Consider the following 17497-nt stretch of genomic DNA (forward strand, 5'->3'; position numbering starts at 1 on the left):
CGTGCGTGACCGACATCAGTGCTGATCCGGCCCGCCCGACCGGTTTCTGGGCTGCCATCCCTCGAGGCGCACGCCTGGACGAGGACGGCTTCCGCAGCCGGCACCGCATCATCTGCGTGGTGCTGGCACTGCACCCGCCGGTGCTCGTGACCATCGCGTACCTGCGCGACCACCTCCACGGCCTGGCCCTGTGGGGTCAGCTCGCGGCGCTGGTCACGCTGCTCGTCGCCGCGATGCTGCTGCGCGGCATGCTCGCGCGGGCGTCGGCGGCCGGCGTGGGACTGATGTTCGGCGCCGATCTGCTCGTGCACGTGGGTGGCGGCCTCACCGACCTGCACATCTGGTTCTACGCGGTGCTCGCGCTCGTGGCGCTCTACCAGCTGTGGACGCCCTTCCTGCTGGCCGTGGTCTTCGTCGCCGTGCACCACGCGCTGACCAGCCTCATCGCTCCCGAGGCGGTGTACTCGACCCAGCAGGCGCAGGACAACCCGCTCCTGTTCGCGCTGCTGCACGCGGTGTTCCTGCTCGCCGAGGCGTTCTTCCTCGCCTACTCGTGGAAGTTCACCGAGGAGGCCGACCGCGGACGCCGCGCCGAGGCCCAGCGGGCCGAGGAGCAGGCCTGCGCTCAGGCGCAGGCGCAGGCCGAGCTCGCCGAGGAGCGGGCCCGCACGGCCGACGAGGCCGCCTGCCGGCTGGCCGAGGGCGAGCGGAAGGCCGCGTCCCTGGAGGAGCGGCTGGCCGGGCTCGTGCAGGCCGGTCACCGGCTGGACCAGAACGTGGGCACCGCCACGGACGTGATGACCGGCCTCCGGGCAGCCATCTCCGACATCTCGGCGGCCGCCAGCCACGCCACCACCACGGCGAACCAGGCCAGCGCCGGCTCCCGCGAGAGCGCCGAGGTGATCGAGCGGCTGGCCGCCACCATGGCCGAGATCGACCAGATCGCCGGGAGCATCTCCTCGATCGCCGACCAGACGAACCTGCTGGCGCTCAACGCGACCATCGAGTCGGCGCGCGCCGGTGAGGCGGGCAAGGGCTTCGCGGTCGTCGCCGGCGAGGTCAAGGACCTGGCCTCGGAGACGGCCAAGGCCACCGAGCGGATCCGCGGCGTGGTCGACACCGTGCGCGGGGACGTCGAGGCGGCCGGCACCGCGCTGGAGCACGTGCAGGAGGTCATCCAGGGCGTCGTCGAGGCTCAGACGACGATCGCCGCCGCCGTCGAGGAGCAGAGCGCGTCGACGGCGCAGGCCCAGGACGCCATCGTCGGCGCCTCCCGCGAGGCGACCCGCGTCGCCGAGGACCTGCGGAGCATCGTCGACGGCATGTGAGCCGTACGCGTCGAGGACCCGGCCGCACACCGCGACCGGGTCCTCGTCGCGTCCTCAGCCGACCGGCAGGCCCGCCAGCCCGGCGGCCAGCCCGAGCACGGCGCAGACGCCGAGGGTGCGGAGCACCGACCACTTGAACCGGAACAGCAGCACCGCGGCGACCAGGGCGATGACCACCGCGACCGGTCGCAGCGAGCCGAGGTCGGGCACCTCGAGGTGCAGCGGGCCGGCGTCGACGCTGCGGGAGTCGGCGAACAGGGTGTGCACCGCGAAGTAGACGCCGAGGTTGGCGATGACGCCGACGACGGCGGCGGTGATGCCGGTCAGGGCCGCGGACAGCGACCGGTTCCCGCGCAGCCGCTCCATGTACGGGGCGCCCAGCAGCACGAACAGGAAGCTCGGCACGAACGTCACCCAGGTGACCAGGAGCGAGGCGAGCACCGCGGCGACCCACGGATCGAGGTCGCCCGGTGCGCGGTAGGCGCCGAGGAACGCCACGAACTGGACCACCATGATCAGCGGTCCGGGCGTCGTCTCGGCCAGGGCCAGGCCGCGCACCATCTCGCCCGGGGACAGCCAGCCGTAGGTGGCGACGGCCTGCTGGGCGACGTAGGCGAGGACGGCGTAGGCGCCGCCGAAGGTGACCACCGCGGCGCCCGAGAAGAACAGCCCCTGCTCGGTGAACACGCTGCCCGCACCGGTCAGGACGGCGACCGCAGCGACGGGCACGCCCCAGACGAGCAGTCCGACGAGCAGCACCGTCAGGGTGCGGCGGGGAGTCGGTGCCTCGTGGTGCAGCACGTCGTCGGAGATGACCGGAGCCGGCCCCGCGTCGGGTCCCTCGGACGACTTCCTTGCCGGCAGCGCCGAGGGCCGCCAGCGGCCGAGCGCCCAGCCGGCGATCCCGGCGAGCGCGACCACGACCGGGAAGGGCACCCCGAAGAGCGCGAGAGCGAGGAAGGAGACGACGGCGAGGACGACCAGGGCGCGGCTGTCCAGGGCCTTCTTCGCCACCCGGACGACCGCCTGCACGACGATGGCCAGGACCGCGGCGGCGAGCCCGGCGAACACGGCGGTGACCGCGGTCGTGGTGCCGAAGGCGACGTAGATCGCCGACAGCGCGAGCAGCGCGACCACGCCGGGGAGGACGAAGAGGCCACCGGCGACCAGGCCGCCGCGGGTGCCGTGCAGCAGCCAGCCCACGTAGGTGGCGAGCTGCTGCGCCTCGGGACCGGGCAGCAGGGTGCAGTAGTTCAGGGCGTGCAGGAACCGGCGCTGGCCGATCCACCGCTTCTCGTCGACCAGCGTGCGCTGCATGACCGCGATCTGGCCGGCCGGGCCGCCGAAGGTCTGCAGCGAGATGAGGAACCAGGCGCGGACGGCGGTGCGGAAGGGCACGCCCGTCTGCTCGTGCGGCGGAGCGGCGTCGGCGGTCATGGACGTCCTCGTCGAGGGGGTCGGCAGGAGAGGTTCAGGCGGGTTCGCGGCCGAGCAGCAGCCGGCGGCGGTGGTACTCGTAGAGCCCGTCGAAGACCGGGCCGGAGACGGCGAGGGTCCGCTCGTCGTCGCCGGTCATGGACAGACCGCGGAGGACCACGTCCAGGCCGGGTGCCTCCGGGGCGTCGAAGCGCTCGTCGTCCAGGTCGGCCTCGTGCACGATCTCGGCGATCCGCCAGAGCACCGGGTCGGTGAGCTCCTCGCGCCGCAGGATCGTCTCGAAGGTGCAGTCGCCGCCGTGGTGGCCGAGGTCCACCCCGCGCATGTCGAAGGGGGTGGCGTCGGCGGGCACGTCGGCCGGATCGGTGACGAAGACGAACTCCGCGTCGGCGTCCACGAAGCGGCGGATGAGCCAGGCGCAGGCGGCGCGGTCGATGTGCACACCGGCGCGGGTGGCCCACCTCATCGGGCCGGCACCCCGGCGCGCTCGGCCGCCGCCAGCTCCCGCAGCGCGGCGGCGGCGACGTCGCGGTCCGGTGGCGGGAAGAAGTCGCGCCGGTCGATGGCCCGCCACTCCGAGCGCAGCCGGCGCAGCGCGCGCGCCCGGTCGGTGGGGTCGGAGTCCGTGGCGGTCCGGCACTGCTCGGTCAGGGCGCGGTACTCCTCGGCGCGGGCGGCGGCCATGGTCGTCGCGAGCTCCTTCTCCTGGGTCGCGCTCGTCGGCCGAGCCGTCCAGAGGCCCGCGGTACCGCCGGCCTCGGTGACCTCGCCGGCGAGCCATTCGAGCTGCTCGCGGGTGCGGGCATCGGCCGGCAGGGCCACCAGGCCGTCGGCCAGCTGCACGACGCCGAGCCGCTTGAGCCGCCGCCACAGCGTCGTGCGCGGGCCGGACGGCTCGCGGGGGAGGCGGTAGGAGAGCAGCACCCACTCGCCCGGCGACGTCGTCGACACGAACGGATGCAACCACGGTTGCAGCAGCGGTGTCCAGGGTGCCGGGTCTCCAGATCCCGGCGAGCTGGCCCAGGTCATGAGCCGGAGGGTGCGGAGCCCCGAGGGAGGAGTCGGCCCGCCGCCGGCGGGGGCTGGGTGCTACTCCCGGACGACCCACACCTGGGCCGGCCCCTGCGGGGTGTCCTGGGTCCGCGCGGGCTGGAACTGCTCGTAGACGCCGAACCACCGGGGCCCGTCGTAGACGAGCACCGCGGACGTGAGCGACTCGATCGGCAGGTGGTCGACCTCGTTGTGCCGAGGGCCGCCCCAGTGCAGGACCAGGGTCGTTCCCAGCGGGGAGTCGACCCGGTCCTCCGGCGGCGGCGCGGGGCGGGATCGCGGGGCGGTGCGGCTCCGGGGAGCGGGAGTGGTGGTCGGGCGGGTCGGAACTGACGTCATCAGGAGGAGGCTCTCGCTCGAGGGGCGGGCCGGGGTGCTGTTCACCCGTGCCCGCTCCGGGGCCCATGCCCAGTCGGTGCCCGTTCGAACCCGGACCGGACCGATGTGGCGCACGCCTCGTCCTGGCGCGCGGTCGCCGGGGTGCGTCCGCCAGGTGGGACGGCGCGCCCGGCATACTGGAGCGATATCGGTAGGGCACAACCGGAAGGCGGGGAGCGTGGCTGAGCCGAGCCGGCGGTCCTCCGTCGACGGTGGGCAGGACGTGCTGGCGCTGCTGGACGAGTTCGCGGACGTCGCGACCTTCCTCGACTCGCTGGTGACCTGGGCGGTGGACCAGACCCCTGGCGCCGAGGCGTGCGGGCTGACGCTGGAGCAGTCGGGCCGGAACCTCACCGTGACCTACAGCGGCGAGCTGGCCGCCGCCGGCGACGAGCGCCAGTACGAGCTCGACGACGGCCCGTGCCTGGAGGCGTTGCGGACCGGGGAGCGGATCGCCGTGACCGACATGGCGACCGAGCAGCGCTGGGGGTCGTACCCGCAGCGCGCCCTGGAGGCGGGAGTGCGCTCGTCGCTGTCCTTCCCCCTCGTGCTCGGGCAGCGGGGCCGGGGAGCGCTGAACCTCTACGCCAGCGAGGCGCATGCGTTCACCGAGGCCGACGAGCTGGCCGGGCAGGCCTGGGCGGGGCAGGCGAGCGGTGCGCTGTCGGTCGCCTGGCAGATGGCCGAGCGCGACGAGACGGTCGACCTGCTGACCCGGGGGATGGTCACCCGGCAGGTGATCGGCCAGGCCGTGGGTCTGCTCATGGCGCAGCAGCGGTGCACCGCCGACGAGGCCTTCGACATGCTCAAGGCGGCGAGCCAGCGCAACAACGAGAAGCTGCGCGACGTCGCGGCGCGCATGGTGGCCGGGCACGAGGAGAACACGCGCGCCGCACGCTGACCTCCCGGTCCGCCCGCACGTGTCGCGCGCGGTGTGCGTTCCCCGCGGACCCGAGCACGACAGAGGCCCTGGTCGGCGAACCGACCAGGGCCTCTCTTGCGTGGGGTGAGTGACGGGGCTCGAACCCGCGACACCCAGGATCACAACCTGGTGCTCTACCGACTGAGCTACACCCACCGCGTGCCCACCCCGGACGCCGGGGGGACGCAGCAACGATACCGGAGACCGTGCGCGGTCCCGCCGGGGGACCGGCGGGGATCAGGCGGTGCCGGCGTCGCCCGCGGCGAGCAGGCCGGCGAACGTGCCGGTGACCTGCTCGGCGGCGCTCTTCGCCTGGTCGCTGCCCGGGCCGGGGGCCGGCACGAACAGCGTCTTCCGGTAGTAGGCCAGCTCGCGCACCGACTCGATGATGTCGGCCAGCGCGCGGTGGGCCAGCCCCTTGGCCGGCTGGGCGAAGTACACCCGCGGGAACCAGCGCCGGGCCAGCTCCTTGACCGAGGAGACGTCGACCATCCGGTAGTGCAGGTGGTCGTCGAGCTCGGGCATGTCGCGGGCCAGGAAGCCGCGGTCGGTGCCGATCGAGTTGCCGCACAGCGGAGCGGTCCGCCGCTCGGGCACGAACCGCTTCACGTAGGCCAGGATCTGCTGCTCGGCCTCGGCGGTCGTGAGCGTCGCCGCGCGGACCTCGTCGGTGAGACCGGACTTCGCGTGCATGTCCCGCACGAACTCGGTCATGCCGTCGAGGTCGGCGTCGTCGGCGGAGATGATGAGGTCCAGGCCCGGGTCCAGGACGTTGAGCTCCGAGTCGGTGATCAGCACCGCGACCTCGATCAGCTTGTCCTTGGTGAGGTCCAGGCCGGTCATCTCGCAGTCGATCCAGACCAGGTGTCCCGCGCTCTCCGCCACGTCGGCTCACAGTACGCACCGGACGTTGCGTGCGCCCCGCTCACCCCACGCGTGCCCGCGGTAGCGCAACCGTGTCGGCGGCGCGACCGGAAACGCTCGGCCCTGGCCCGGATCACCGCTAGGGTCGCCGGAACGCCCTCCGTCAGGAAGCAAGCCTGTGTCGACTGCACCCGCACCCACCGCGCCCCAGGCCCCGGGAACGCTCCGGTCGGGCCTGGCCCACCCGGTGGCGCTCCTGCGCTGGCTCTGGACGGCCTACCTGACCCCCGGCCGGCCCGGTCGCCCCACCGACCAGACCGAGCTGCGCTGGATCTACACCGCCTGGCTCGGGGCGTTCCTGCTCAAGATGCTGGGCTCGTCGTGGGACGTCTCCTGGCACTTCAAGTGGCTGCGCGACGACCTGGCGCCCCCGCACCTGCTCAACACCGTCGGCACCGCCGTCGTCGTCGTCCTCGTGCTGTTCCACAGCTACAGCGGCTACGGCGTCGACCGCCGGGCGCTGCGGCTCATGCAGGTCGGCATCGGGGCGTTCCTGATCGCGATCCCGATCGACATCCTCAACCACCGCATCAACGGCCTGGACATCACCAGCTGGAGCCCCAGCCACGCGCTGCTCTACATCGGGACGGCGATCATGCTGGCCGGCGCACTGCGGGGGTGGTGGCTGTACGCCGCGCCGGGGCGCCTCCGCGACCTGGTGTCGCTGGGCCTGTGGTTGTTCTTCGTCGAGAACGTGGTCTTCCCGAACCAGCACCAGGAGTACGGGGTGCTGTCGCTGGAGGCCTGGGAGGCCGGCCGGACGACGGCCGAGCCGTCGCTGCTGGACTTCGCCGCCGCGCAGGGGCAGACGCCCGCCATGTTCATGCTGCCGGTGCCCTCCTGGGTGCACCCGGCCTGGATGATCTGCGCCGGCCTGCTCGCCCTGGTCGTGGCCCGCAAGACGGTCGGCCTGCGCTGGACGGCGACGGTCATCGCGGTCGTCTACCTGGGCTACCGCGGCGTCATGTGGCTGGGCCTGGTCGCCATGGGCTTCCCGCCCTCGGTGCTGCCGGTCGTGCTCATCCTCGGCGCGGTGCTCATCGACCTCGCGGTCACCTCCCGCGTGCCGGGCTGGATCGCCGGCATCGCGGTCACCGCCGCCGTGTACGGCCTGGCGTTCCCGCTCGAGGCCCTCGGCCTGCTGCCCCCGTGGAACTGGTGGTCGGCGCTGCCGGTCGCGGTCGGTTTCGCCGCGCTCTGGGCGCTGGTCGACGTCGTCTCCCGGAGCTCCTGGCTGGCCCGCTGGCGCACCGCCGACGAGCCCGCGGGCGTCGCGGAGACCGCCGCCGCCTGATCCGCCACACCCCCGGCGCGGAGCGCCGGAGCGGCCGTCGGCATGACGTAGCGTCGAGGGCGGCTGCGTCACGGGGGCGCCCGCCGAGCCGGCGTCCCGCGCCGCGTCCGGAGCGGCGCCGGCCCTGCCCGCACCATCGAGCGCCCGGAGGACGACGTGCTGGTCCTGACCCCCGAGCCGTTGCAGACGGCGGGGGAGCGCGCCTTCTTCGGCGAGCTCTCGCGGTGGGACACGGGCGCCTCGGTCCGGGCCGCCGTGGTCGCCTCGGTCCCGCTCGTCGACGGTCCGCTGGGACGACGGCAGTCCGACGCCGTGCTGCTGGTGCCCGAGGGCATCGCGGTCATCCGGGTGGTCGAGGTGCCGCGCCAGTCCGGCGTCGTCACCGCCTCCCCGGAGGGGGCGTGGAGCATCGCCGCCGAGGGCGGGCCCAGCCAGGTCCTGCAGCTCGGCGGGGGTGGGTCGAGCCCGCTGGACGGCCTGATGCGCGCCGGCATGGACACCGCGATGAAGCTGCGCCGGGCGGGTCTCGAGCCCGGCCGGATCGCGCGGCTCACCGTCCTCGTCGGCGAGATCACCGGGCTGGTGCCCGCCGACGGCGACCTGGGCGAGGGCGACCACGTCGCCACCCTGGAACCACGGTCCCTGCTGCTCGCGATCGCCCGCGCCAGCCGGCACGCCGGCGTCGACAACCCCCGGCTCTGGACGACGGCCGACGTGCGGGCGGCGCTGCTGGCGCTCGAGCTGCCGGGTCGCGGGCCCACGGTGGAGGAGCTGAACGGGGAGTCCTTCCCGTACTCGCCCTACGTGCTCCGCCGTCCGCAGCTGCTGACCCCGGCGGCCATGGCGGCCTCGCCGCTGGTCGCCGATCCCGCGCCGGAGCCGGCCGGCGGGGCGTCCGGCAGCGCCGAGCCGCTCAGCGCCAGCGCGGTGGCCCGCGCGGTCGCCGCGTCGGTCGCCTCGGCGCACGCAGCGGCCGTGTCCGCGGCGGCGCCTCCGCGCCCGGTGCCCAACCTGACCGGGCAGCGGGACACCGTCGCGGTGGACGGGCCGGCCTCCCCGCCGAACGCCGACGCCGGGGTGGGCGGGCTGTTCGCATCCGCGCCGGCCGAGCCGGAGCAGGCCGGCCCGCCCCGCACCGCCGTGCAGCCCGTGGTGCCGCGTGCCGAGGAGCCGCCGCCGCGCCCGCCGCTGTCCCCGGCCTGGGGTGCCGTTCCCCCGGACCGTCCGGCACCCGACGACGAGCCCGACGGCGAGCGCCGGCGCTGGGGGCTGGTCATCGCGGCCGCCGTGCTCGCGCTGGCCGTCGTCTGCGGCGTGGCCGTGTGGCTGCTGACGGGCGGCGAACCCGAGGACGAGGCCGGCGGCGGGACCGGGCCCGCCCCGACGACCGAGGCGGGCCCGGCGCCGGGCGACGTCCTGGCCGCCGGGAGCACGCGGTTCACCGTCGAGCAGGTGCGGGTGGACGAGACCTGCGCCGGGCACGCCTACGGCGACGTGGCCGCCTTCCTGGACGCCACCGACTGCGTCGGGCTCTCCCGCGCCCTCTACTCCGCGAGCGTCGAGGGCGCTCCGGTCGTCGTCTCGGTGTCCCGGGTGACGATGGCCGACCCCGCGACTGCCCGCCAGCTGCGCGCCCTGGCCGACACGAACGGCAGCGGCAACGTGAGCGACCTGCTGCGCGAGGGGCTGACCTTCGAGGGCGGCCCGGCGAAGCTCAGCGGGGCCGAGTACGCCAGCGCCACCTCGGGGGCCACGGTCACGATCGTGGAGAGCGCGTGGTCGGACCCGGCACGCGCCGGCAGTGCCGCGGCGGTCGACGCCGTCGCCACCGAGGCCCTGGCACTCCCGGTCCCGCCGCTGCCCGGCGACTGAGTCATGAGGTGGCGGCGGCCCAGGCCATCCCGGCCAGCAGTCCCGCCATGGCGGAACGGTCGAGCCGCCCGGCGCTGTGCGGGGTGGAGTTGATCAGCCCGAAGACGGCGTGGGCGCGCGCCCGGCAGGCGGCCGCCTCCGCGCCCGGGTGCAGGCGGGCCAGCACGGTCACCCACACCTCGACGTAGCGGCGCTGCAGCCGGCGCACCTGCCCGGCCTCGGCCTCCGGCAGGGAGGTGAGGTCGCGGTCGTGCACCACGATGAGCGCCGGGTTGTCGAGGGCGAAGTCCACCTGGAAGCCGATGAGCGCCCGGAGCTGGGCCGCGGGGTCGGCGCCCGCCGCGGCCACGCGCTCCCGCCCGCCCTCGGCCAGCCGCTCGCTGATCCGCAGCAGCATCTCGGCCAGCATCGCGTCCTTGCTCGCGAAGTGCCGGTAGATGGCCGGGCCGGTGACGCCCACGGCCGCCCCGACGTCGTCGACACCGACGGCGCGCGAGCCGCGCTCGGCGAACAGCTGGGCCGCGGCCTGCAGGATCTGCTCGCGGCGCGACGGGCGGTCGACGTCGGCGTGCAGTGCCGCGTCCCGCGTCGAGGTCATGCGGGGATGCTAGCCCCGACGTGAACCGTCGTTCACCCCGCGACGTGGGGAGTGGACCGCATGCGTGAACCACCGTTAACCTCTGCCCGTGGACGCACCGGTGCTGCCCCGAGCCCTCTCGGCCGACCCTGACGCGGCCGCCCGCAACGCCGCCGCGCACGCCGAGCTGGTCGCCGACCTCGCCGCCCGGCTGCAAGAGGTGGCGCTGGGTGGTGGCGAGCGGGCGCGCGAGCGGCACACCGCCCGCGGCAAGCTGCTGCCGCGCGAGCGGGTGGACGCGCTGCTCGACCCGGGCAGCCCCTTCCTCGAGCTCTCCGCGCTGGCCGCGCACGGGATGTACGACGGCGACGCCCCCGCCGCCGGGATCATCACCGGCATCGGCCGCGTCTCCGGCCGCGAGTGCGTGATCGTCGCCAACGACGCCACCGTCAAGGGCGGCACCTACTACCCGATGACGGTGAAGAAGCACCTCCGGGCGCAGGAGGTGGCGCTGCAGAACCGGCTGCCCTGCGTCTACCTGGTCGACTCGGGTGGGGCGTTCCTGCCGATGCAGGACGAGGTCTTCCCCGACCGCGAGCACTTCGGCCGGATCTTCTTCAACCAGGCGAACCTCTCCAAGGCGGGGGTCGCGCAGATCGCCTCCGTCATGGGCTCGTGCACCGCCGGCGGGGCCTACGTGCCGGCGATGAGCGACGAGGCGGTGATCGTCAAGGACCAGGGCACGATCTTCCTGGGCGGCCCGCCGCTGGTGAAGGCGGCCACCGGTGAGGTGGTGACCGCGGAGGACCTCGGCGGAGGCGACCTGCACAGCCGCGTCAGCGGGGTCACCGACCACCTGGCCGACGACGACGCGCACGCCCTGCAGATCGTCCGGCAGATCGTGTCGACGCTCGGCCCGCGCGAGGCCCGGCCGTGGGACGTCGAGCCGGTCGAGGAGCCGGTGCACGCACCGGAGACGATCTACGACGTCGTGCCACCGGACCCGCGCACGCCCTACGACGTCCGCGAGGTGATCGCCCGGCTGGTCGACGGCTCCCGCTTCGCGGAGTTCAAGCCGCTGTACGGGCAGACGCTGGTCACCGGCTTCGCCCGGCTGCACGGTCACCCGGTGGGCATCATCGCCAACAACGGCGTGCTGTTCGCCGAGTCCGCGCTCAAGGGCGCGCACTTCATCGAGCTGTGCGACAAGCGGAAGATCCCGCTGCTGTTCCTGCAGAACATCACCGGCTTCATGGTCGGCCGCGACTACGAGGCCGGCGGCATCGCCAAGCACGGCGCCAAGATGGTCACCGCCGTCGCCACCGCCCGGGTGCCGAAGCTGACCGTCGTCATCGGCGGCTCGTTCGGCGCCGGCAACTACTCGATGTGCGGCCGGGCCTACTCGCCCCGGTTCCTCTTCACCTGGCCCAACGCCCGCATCTCGGTGATGGGTGGGGAGCAGGCGGCGTCGGTGCTGGCGACCGTCCGCCGCGACGGCATCGAGGCCCGCGGCGAGGAGTGGCCGGCCGAGGAGGAAGAGGCGTTCAAGGCGCCGATCCGGGACCAGTACGAGTCGCAGGGCCACCCGTACTACGCCACCGCCCGCCTGTGGGACGACGGCGTGATCGACCCGGCCGACACGCGCACCGTGCTCGGCCTCGCCCTGTCCGCCTGCGCCAACGCGCCGCTCGAGGACGTCGGCTACGGCGTCTTCCGGATGTGAGGAGGGCCAAAATGGCCATTTTGGCCCTGATCAGGACCGGTCGGTGACGGCGATGTTCGACACCGTCCTCGTCGCCAACCGGGGCGAGATCGCCGTCCGGGTGATCCGCACGCTGCGCGAGATGGGCATCCGCTCGGTCGCGGTGTACAGCGACGCCGACGCCGGTGCGCTGCACACCCGGCTGGCCGACGTCGCCGTGCACATCGGCCCGGCTCCCGCGGCGCAGAGCTACCTCTCCATCGAGCGGGTGCTGCAGGCCGCGGCCGCGACCGGGGCCCAGGCGATCCACCCGGGGTACGGCTTCCTGTCCGAGAACGTCGACTTCGCCCGCGCCTGCGAGGCCGCCGGGGTGGTGTTCATCGGCCCGCCGGTGGCCGCGATCGACGCGATGGCCGACAAGATCCGCGCCAAGCAGACCGTCATGGCCGCGGGCGTGCCCGTGGTCCCCGGGCGCACCGAGCCCGGCATGTCCGACGCCGAGGTCGCCGAGGCGGCCGTCGCGGTCGGCTTCCCGGTGCTGCTGAAGCCCAGCGCCGGGGGCGGTGGCAAGGGCATGCGCGTGGTGCGGTCGGCCGACGAGCTGCCCGACGCGATCGCCGGCGCCCGCCGCGAGGCGAGCGGCTCCTTCGGCGACGACACGCTCCTGGTCGAGCGGTACGTGGGCAACTCCCGGCACATCGAGGTGCAGGTGCTCGGCGACGCCCACGGGAACGTCGTCCACCTCGGCGAGCGCGAGTGCAGCCTCCAGCGCCGGCACCAGAAGGTCATCGAGGAAGCGCCCTCGCCGCTGCTGGACACCGCCATGCGGGCCTCGATGGGCCGCGCGGCGGTCGAGGCGGCTCGCGCGGTGGGGTACACCGGCGCCGGCACGGTGGAGTTCATCGTCGACGCCGACCGGCCGCGCGACTTCTTCTTCCTCGAGATGAACACCCGCCTGCAGGTCGAGCACCCGGTCACCGAGTGCATCACCGGCCTGGACCTGGTGGAGCAGCAGATCCGGGTCGCGGCGGGGGAGCGGCTGCCGATCGAGCAGAGCGACGTCGCCCTCGACGGGCACGCGATCGAGGCCCGGCTGTACGCGGAGGACCCGGCGCGCGGGTTCCTGCCGCAGGCCGGCACCGTGCTGGGGCTGGTCGAGCCCGCGGGCCCCGGCGTCCGGGTGGACAGCTCGCTGGCGGTCGGCTCGGTCGTGGGCACCGACTACGACCCGATGCTGGCCAAGGTCATCGTCTGGGCGCCGGACCGGGAGACCGCGCGGGCCCGGCTGGTCGGGGCCCTGGGGCGGACCGCCGTCCTCGGGGTCACGACGAACGCGGCGTTCCTGCGGGCCCTGCTCACCGACGACGACGTCGTCGCGGGATCGCTGGACACCGGCCTGATCGAGCGGCGCGGAGAGGCGCTGACCACCCCCGAGCCCGTGCCGTCCACCGTGTACGCGGCGGCGGCGCTGGCGCTCCTGGTGGAGAGCGAGCCGGCCGGTCCCGTCGTCGACCGCTGGGACGTGCCCGACGGCTGGCGGCTGGGCGAGCCGGCGTGGACGGTCCGCCGGCTGCAGGCCGCCGGCGGCGAGCCGGTCGAGGTGCGGCTGCGGGGCCGCTCGACCGCCGCCGAGGTGCAGGTGGCCGGCAGCGCGGTCCCGGCCCGGGCGACCCGCGACGGCGACCGGCTGAGCGTCACCGTCGGCGACCTCACCACCTCGTACGCCGTCGTCCACTCCGGCGGAACGGTGTGGCTGGCCGCCGACGGGCACGTCACCGCGCTGCGGGAGCAGGAGCGGCTGTCCTCGACGGCCGGTGCGACCGCGGGCGACGGCGTCGTCACCTCACCGATGCCCGGCACGGTGACGGTGGTGCGGGCGTCGGTCGGCGACGAGGTCGAGGCGGGCACCCCGCTGCTGGTCGTCGAGGCGATGAAGATGGAGCACGTGCTCACCGCCCCCGTCGCGGGGACGGTGACCGAGCTCGGAGCGACAGCCGGCCGCACGGTCGCGCTGGACGAGCGGCTGGCCGTGGTGACCCCCCGGGCCGCTGCTCCCGAGGAGGAGAACTGATGTTGGACTACCGGCTCAGCGACGAGACCGAGGCCCTGCGGAAGACCGTGCAGGAGTTCGCCCGCGAGGTCGTCGCCCCGCGGATCGGCGAGTTCTACGAGCGGGACGAGTTCCCGACGGAGATCGTGCGCCAGATGGGCGAGCTGGGGCTCTTCGGCCTGCCCTTCCCCGAGGAGTACGGGGGCGGGGGCGGCACCTACTTCGACCTGTGCATCGCGCTCGAGGAGCTGGGCCGGGTCGACCAGTCCGTGGCGATCACGCTCGAGGCCGGCGTCTCCCTCGGTGCCATGCCGATCTACCGGTTCGGCACCGAGGAGCAGAAGCAGGAGTGGCTGCCCCGGATGTGCACCGGGGAGGTGCTCGGCGCGTTCGGCCTGACCGAGCCCGGCGGTGGGTCCGACGCCGGCGCGACCCGGACCACCGCGCGCCTGGAGGACGGGCACTGGGTGATCAACGGCTCGAAGGCCTTCATCACCAACAGCGGCACCGACCTCACCGGCCTGGTCACGGTCACCGCCGTCACCGGCACGCGCCCGGACGGCGGCAAGGAGATCTCGGCGATCATCGTGCCGTCGGGGACGCCGGGCTTCACGGTGGGGAAGCGGTACTCCAAGGTCGGCTGGAACGCCTCGGACACCCGCGAGCTCGCCTTCGACGACTGCCGCGTGCCGGAGGAGAACCTGGTCGGGCAGCGTGGCCGCGGCTACGCGCAGTTCCTCTCCATCCTCGGCGAGGGCCGGATCGCCATCTCGGCGCTCTCGGTCGGGCTGGCCCAGGGCTGCGTGGACGAGTCGGTGAAGTACGCCGCGCAGCGCGAGGCCTTCGGGCAGGCGATCGGCCGCAACCAGGCGATCCAGTTCATGATCGCCGACATGGAGGTGCGGGCCTCCACCGCGCGGCTGGCCTACTACCGGGCGGCGGAGAAGATGCTGCGCGGCGAGCCGTACGGGCGCGAGGCCTCGATCGCCAAGCTGTACAGCTCCGAGGTGGCGATGGACAACGCCCGGTACGCCACCCAGGTGCACGGCGGGTACGGGTTCATGAACGAGTTCCCGGTGGGCCGGTTCTACCGCGACGCGAAGATCCTGGAGATCGGCGAGGGCACCAGCGAGGTGCAGCGGATGCTCATCGCCCGCGACCTCGGCGTCGGCTGATCGCCGAGGCCGCGCGAGCTCCGGGCCCGGGTACGGGGGCACCCGAGCGGCTCAGCGGTGACCTCTCCGGCCGCCGGCGACCTGCTCGTCATCCTGCGGGCGCGCCACCACTGCTGACGTCGACGTCGGCTCGCCGTCCTCGGGCGTCGGTGGGCCTGCCCGCCGGTCGACGTCGTCCGGGTAAAGAGCTGCGACGGATCAGTCTGCGACCGGCGCGCGCTGGGGGAGGGCGACGCTGAGCAGGACGACGGATTCCTCGTCGGCGTGCAGGCTGTGCCGGCGGTCGGGGATCGGGCCCACCTGGTGTGCGGAGAGCTCCGTCGACTCGTCGCCGGCGACCAGCCGGACGCGTCCCCGGAGCACCTGCAGCGAGGCGGAGCCGGGGCTCTCGTGCTCGGCCAGCTCGGCACCGGCGCGCAGGGCGATGACCGTCTGGCGCAGGCCGTCCACCGGATGCGGGAGCGTGTGCCCCGATCGGCCGGCGTGCTCGGTCCGCGCGCGGCCCAGCAGCTCTTGGGCGAGGACGGACAGGTCGACGGGGGACGGGGTGGCGCTCATGCACCGACCCTAGGGCTGCGGCGTGCTCCCGTGCCGTGGCGAGCTCGCGCCGCCGGACCCGCCCGCCGGGTGGTCCCCGAGGATGTCGGTGCCGTGCTCGGCGGCCAGCTCGAGCAGCCGGTCGGGGTCGGCGAGCAGCGCGTCCTCGCCGACGTCGACCACCGCCTGGAAGAACCGCTCCATCCCGGCGGGGCTGACGAGCGTGAGGAAGCGCACCGGCTCGTCACCGATCCGCCGCAGGGCGTGCGGGCGCCCGCGGGGGATCAGCAGGAAGGCGCCCGGACCGGTCTCGCTCTCGACGCCGTCCTGCCAGACCGCGGCCCGCCCCGAGAGCACGTAGAACGCCTCCTCCGCAGCGGTGTGCCGGTGCAGCGGCGTCGTCTCCCCGAAGAACTCCTCCTCGACCAGCCAGTACGCGCCGCCGGTGGTGACGCCGTCGGCCTTGGTCGTGTACGTCGAGCCGAGCGCGGTGAGCCGCCGCCCCTCGCCGGGGCCGAGCATCGTCACGGGGCACCTCCGTGGTGGGCGGTCCTCCCACCGTGGCCCGGGGCGGCGGCACGGTCAACGCTTCGCGGCGCGGTCCGAGCGGTGGCACCCGACCGGAGCTGCCCCGGAAGTTGCGCAGACCGCGCAAGTTTTCTCGCCCTACCGCTTGCTGCGCGCAGTGGCGTGGGCCACGATTCCGCTGTCTTCCTCCAACGGCGGAGGAGTGTCAGAGAGGTCCCGCATGGACGTGCAACTGCTTCTCGCTCTGGTTCTGGGCATCGCCACGATCGTCGTGATCGTCCTGCGCACGCGGCTCGACGCCTTCGTGGCGCTCCTGCTCGCGGCGCTCGTCACCGGGTTCGTCGCCGGTGCGCCGGCCGGGGAGATCATCACCTCGATCACGACCGGGTTCGGCAACACGCTCGCCTCCATCGGCATCGTGATCGGGCTGGGCGTCGCCATCGGCAAGATCCTCGAGGTCTCCGGCGCGGCCGACGCGCTGGCCCGGAAGTTCGTGAAGCTGCTGGGCAAGGGGCGTGAGCACTGGGCCATGGCCGGCACCGGGGCGGTCGTGTCCATCCCGGTGTTCTGCGACTCCGGCTACGTGATCATGAACCCGCTGGCCCGCTCCATCGCGCGCCGCCTCAAGGGCCGCTACGTCACCCTGGCGCTGGCACTCGGCTGCGGCATGACGCTGACCCACCACCTCGTGCCGCCGACGCCCGGCCCGCTGGGCGTGGCCGGGATCCTGGGCACCGACCTGGGCGCGCTCATCCTCTCCGGTCTGGTCTTCAGCGTGCTGCTGCTGCCGGTGGTCATCGCCTACGCCGCGTGGATCGGACCCAAGCTGGAGAGCGAGATCAACCCGAAGGTCCGCGAGGCGGTCTACGCGGGCGTGCCGGCCGGCACCGGCGCCGTCACCGACGGTGCCGTCGGCTCGAGCGGGCGCGGCACCGGCGCCGGCGCGGAGGACGTCACCGGCGAGCCTTTGCGGGAGGAGGACAGCCCCTCCGCCCTCGGTGAGGCGCCCGCGGGGGCGAAGCCGCACAAGGTCGGCTTCGGGCTGGCCGTCGTCCCCCTCCTCGTCCCCCTGCTCCTCATCGTCATGAACACGGTGGCGACGGCGATCGACCGGAACGCGCAGGGCGTCCTCGCGCCGACCGACGAGTACACCCCGTCCGGCATCGCGGCGGTGCTGTCGTTCGTCGGCAACCCGGTCGTCGCGCTGATCATCGGCATCGTCCTGGCCGTCTACCTGCTGCTGCCGCGCTGGACGCCGCGTAAGCGGGTGCACGGCTGGCTGGCCGACGCGGCCGCCTCGGCCGGCCTGATCATCCTGATCACCGGCGCCGGCGGTGCGCTCGGCCAGGTGCTGCGCGACACCGGTGTCGGCGACGAGCTCGCCGAGGCGGTGTCGAGCCTCTCGCTGCCGAGCGTGCTGGTGCCGTTCCTGGTCGCGTCGCTGGTCCGCCTCGCGCAGGGCTCCGGCACCGTCGCAATGATCACCGCGGCGTCGGTGACGGCGCCGCTGGTCGGCGCGCTCGGGCTCTCGCCGCTGCTGGCCGCGCTGGCCTGCTGCGCCGGCTCCATGGTGTTCAGCTACTTCAACGACTCCTACTTCTGGGTCGTCACGAGGTTCACCGGGCTGGACGGCACCGCGGCGCTGCGCGGCTGGTCGGGCATCACCACCGCGGTGTGGCTGGCGTCGCTGCCGCTGCTGCTCATCGCGAGCCTGTTCCTCTGA

16 protein-coding genes and 1 tRNA gene are annotated in these 17497 nt (G+C 74.1%); 8 read left to right on the plus strand and 9 right to left on the minus strand.

The window, feature by feature from the left end; genetic code table 11:
- Positions 1 to 5 precede the first annotated feature (5 nt).
- A complete protein-coding gene (locus DQ244_RS19295; RefSeq protein ID WP_158544463.1) occupies positions 6 to 1328 on the plus strand; it encodes a methyl-accepting chemotaxis protein in 1323 nt (440 codons plus the stop codon).
- A gap of 54 nt (positions 1329 to 1382) precedes the next feature.
- On the opposite strand, the gene chrA is transcribed toward DQ244_RS19295, so the two are convergent.
- The 4 genes from chrA to DQ244_RS19310 form a co-directional block, all read right to left on the minus strand.
- Positions 1383 to 2765 carry a chromate efflux transporter gene (chrA, locus tag DQ244_RS04920; protein WP_113810266.1) on the minus strand — a complete coding sequence of 461 codons (1383 nt, stop codon included), beginning with the start codon at positions 2763 to 2765 and terminating at the stop codon, positions 1383 to 1385.
- Positions 2766 to 2799: 34 nt separating this feature from the next.
- Complete coding sequence (locus DQ244_RS19300) at positions 2800 to 3231, minus strand: chromate resistance protein ChrB domain-containing protein (protein ID WP_158544464.1); 432 nt, start codon at positions 3229 to 3231, stop codon at positions 2800 to 2802.
- Positions 3228 to 3716: a Chromate resistance protein ChrB gene (locus tag DQ244_RS19305; protein ID WP_158544465.1), complete on the minus strand. Its 489-nt coding sequence runs from the start codon at positions 3714 to 3716 to the stop codon at positions 3228 to 3230. Before DQ244_RS19305 ends, DQ244_RS19300 begins: the two co-directional genes overlap by 4 nt.
- Positions 3717 to 3854: 138 nt before the next feature.
- On the minus strand, positions 3855 to 4154 hold the full coding sequence (locus DQ244_RS19310; protein ID WP_158544466.1) for a hypothetical protein: 300 nt from the start codon (positions 4152 to 4154) through the stop codon (positions 3855 to 3857).
- A 217-nt stretch (positions 4155 to 4371) separates the two neighbouring features.
- On the opposite strand from DQ244_RS19310, the gene DQ244_RS04930 reads away from it, so the two are divergent.
- Positions 4372 to 5094, plus strand: a complete 723-nt coding sequence (locus DQ244_RS04930) for a GAF and ANTAR domain-containing protein (RefSeq protein ID WP_158544467.1) — start codon at positions 4372 to 4374, stop codon at positions 5092 to 5094.
- Positions 5095 to 5195: 101 nt separating this feature from the next.
- Here DQ244_RS04930 and DQ244_RS04935 read toward each other — a convergent pair.
- Positions 5196 to 5271: transfer RNA gene (locus DQ244_RS04935), tRNA-His, on the minus strand.
- 81 nt (positions 5272 to 5352) lie between these two features.
- Positions 5353 to 6000 (minus strand): oligoribonuclease, encoded by a 648-nt coding sequence (orn, locus tag DQ244_RS04940; protein WP_113810268.1) that lies wholly within the window; start codon positions 5998 to 6000, stop codon positions 5353 to 5355.
- A 157-nt stretch (positions 6001 to 6157) separates the two neighbouring features.
- Between orn and DQ244_RS04945 the strand changes: the two genes are divergently transcribed.
- On the plus strand, positions 6158 to 7333 hold the full coding sequence (locus tag DQ244_RS04945) for a hypothetical protein (protein ID WP_113810269.1): 1176 nt from the start codon (positions 6158 to 6160) through the stop codon (positions 7331 to 7333).
- Positions 7334 to 7489: 156 nt separating this feature from the next.
- The gene (locus tag DQ244_RS04950) at positions 7490 to 9205 is read left to right on the plus strand and encodes a hypothetical protein (protein ID WP_113810270.1); all 1716 of its coding nucleotides are present in this window, start codon (positions 7490 to 7492) and stop codon (positions 9203 to 9205) included.
- Position 9206: 1 nt separating this feature from the next.
- On the opposite strand, the gene DQ244_RS04955 is transcribed toward DQ244_RS04950, so the two are convergent.
- A complete protein-coding gene (locus tag DQ244_RS04955; RefSeq protein ID WP_113810271.1) occupies positions 9207 to 9803 on the minus strand; it encodes a TetR/AcrR family transcriptional regulator in 597 nt (198 codons plus the stop codon).
- Between the two features lie 88 nt (positions 9804 to 9891).
- Here DQ244_RS04955 and DQ244_RS04960 point away from each other — a divergent pair, with 88 nt between their 5' ends.
- From DQ244_RS04960 to DQ244_RS04970, 3 genes are read left to right on the plus strand one after another with little or no spacing between them, the layout of a single operon-like run.
- A complete protein-coding gene (locus tag DQ244_RS04960; RefSeq protein WP_113810272.1) occupies positions 9892 to 11505 on the plus strand; it encodes a carboxyl transferase domain-containing protein in 1614 nt (537 codons plus the stop codon).
- A gap of 52 nt (positions 11506 to 11557) precedes the next feature.
- Positions 11558 to 13555: a biotin carboxylase N-terminal domain-containing protein gene (locus tag DQ244_RS04965; protein ID WP_113810668.1), complete on the plus strand. Its 1998-nt coding sequence runs from the start codon at positions 11558 to 11560 to the stop codon at positions 13553 to 13555.
- Entirely contained in the window at positions 13555 to 14709 is a 1155-nt protein-coding gene (locus DQ244_RS04970; protein ID WP_113810273.1) for an acyl-CoA dehydrogenase family protein, read from the plus strand. The genes DQ244_RS04965 and DQ244_RS04970 overlap by 1 nt, the downstream gene beginning before the upstream one ends.
- Before the next feature lie 198 nt (positions 14710 to 14907).
- On the opposite strand, the gene DQ244_RS04975 is transcribed toward DQ244_RS04970, so the two are convergent.
- On the minus strand, positions 14908 to 15267 hold the full coding sequence (locus DQ244_RS04975) for a LuxR family transcriptional regulator (RefSeq protein ID WP_113810274.1): 360 nt from the start codon (positions 15265 to 15267) through the stop codon (positions 14908 to 14910).
- A gap of 9 nt (positions 15268 to 15276) precedes the next feature.
- Positions 15277 to 15768 carry a cupin domain-containing protein gene (locus DQ244_RS04980; protein ID WP_233491214.1) on the minus strand — a complete coding sequence of 164 codons (492 nt, stop codon included), beginning with the start codon at positions 15766 to 15768 and terminating at the stop codon, positions 15277 to 15279.
- Positions 15769 to 16000: 232 nt separating this feature from the next.
- On the opposite strand from DQ244_RS04980, the gene DQ244_RS04985 reads away from it, so the two are divergent.
- Complete coding sequence (locus DQ244_RS04985) at positions 16001 to 17497, plus strand: GntP family permease (RefSeq protein WP_199580184.1); 1497 nt, start codon at positions 16001 to 16003, stop codon at positions 17495 to 17497.

The sequence above is a fragment of the Blastococcus sp. TBT05-19 genome, from assembly GCF_003319095.1.
Classification (GTDB): Bacteria; Actinomycetota; Actinomycetes; order Mycobacteriales; family Geodermatophilaceae; genus Blastococcus.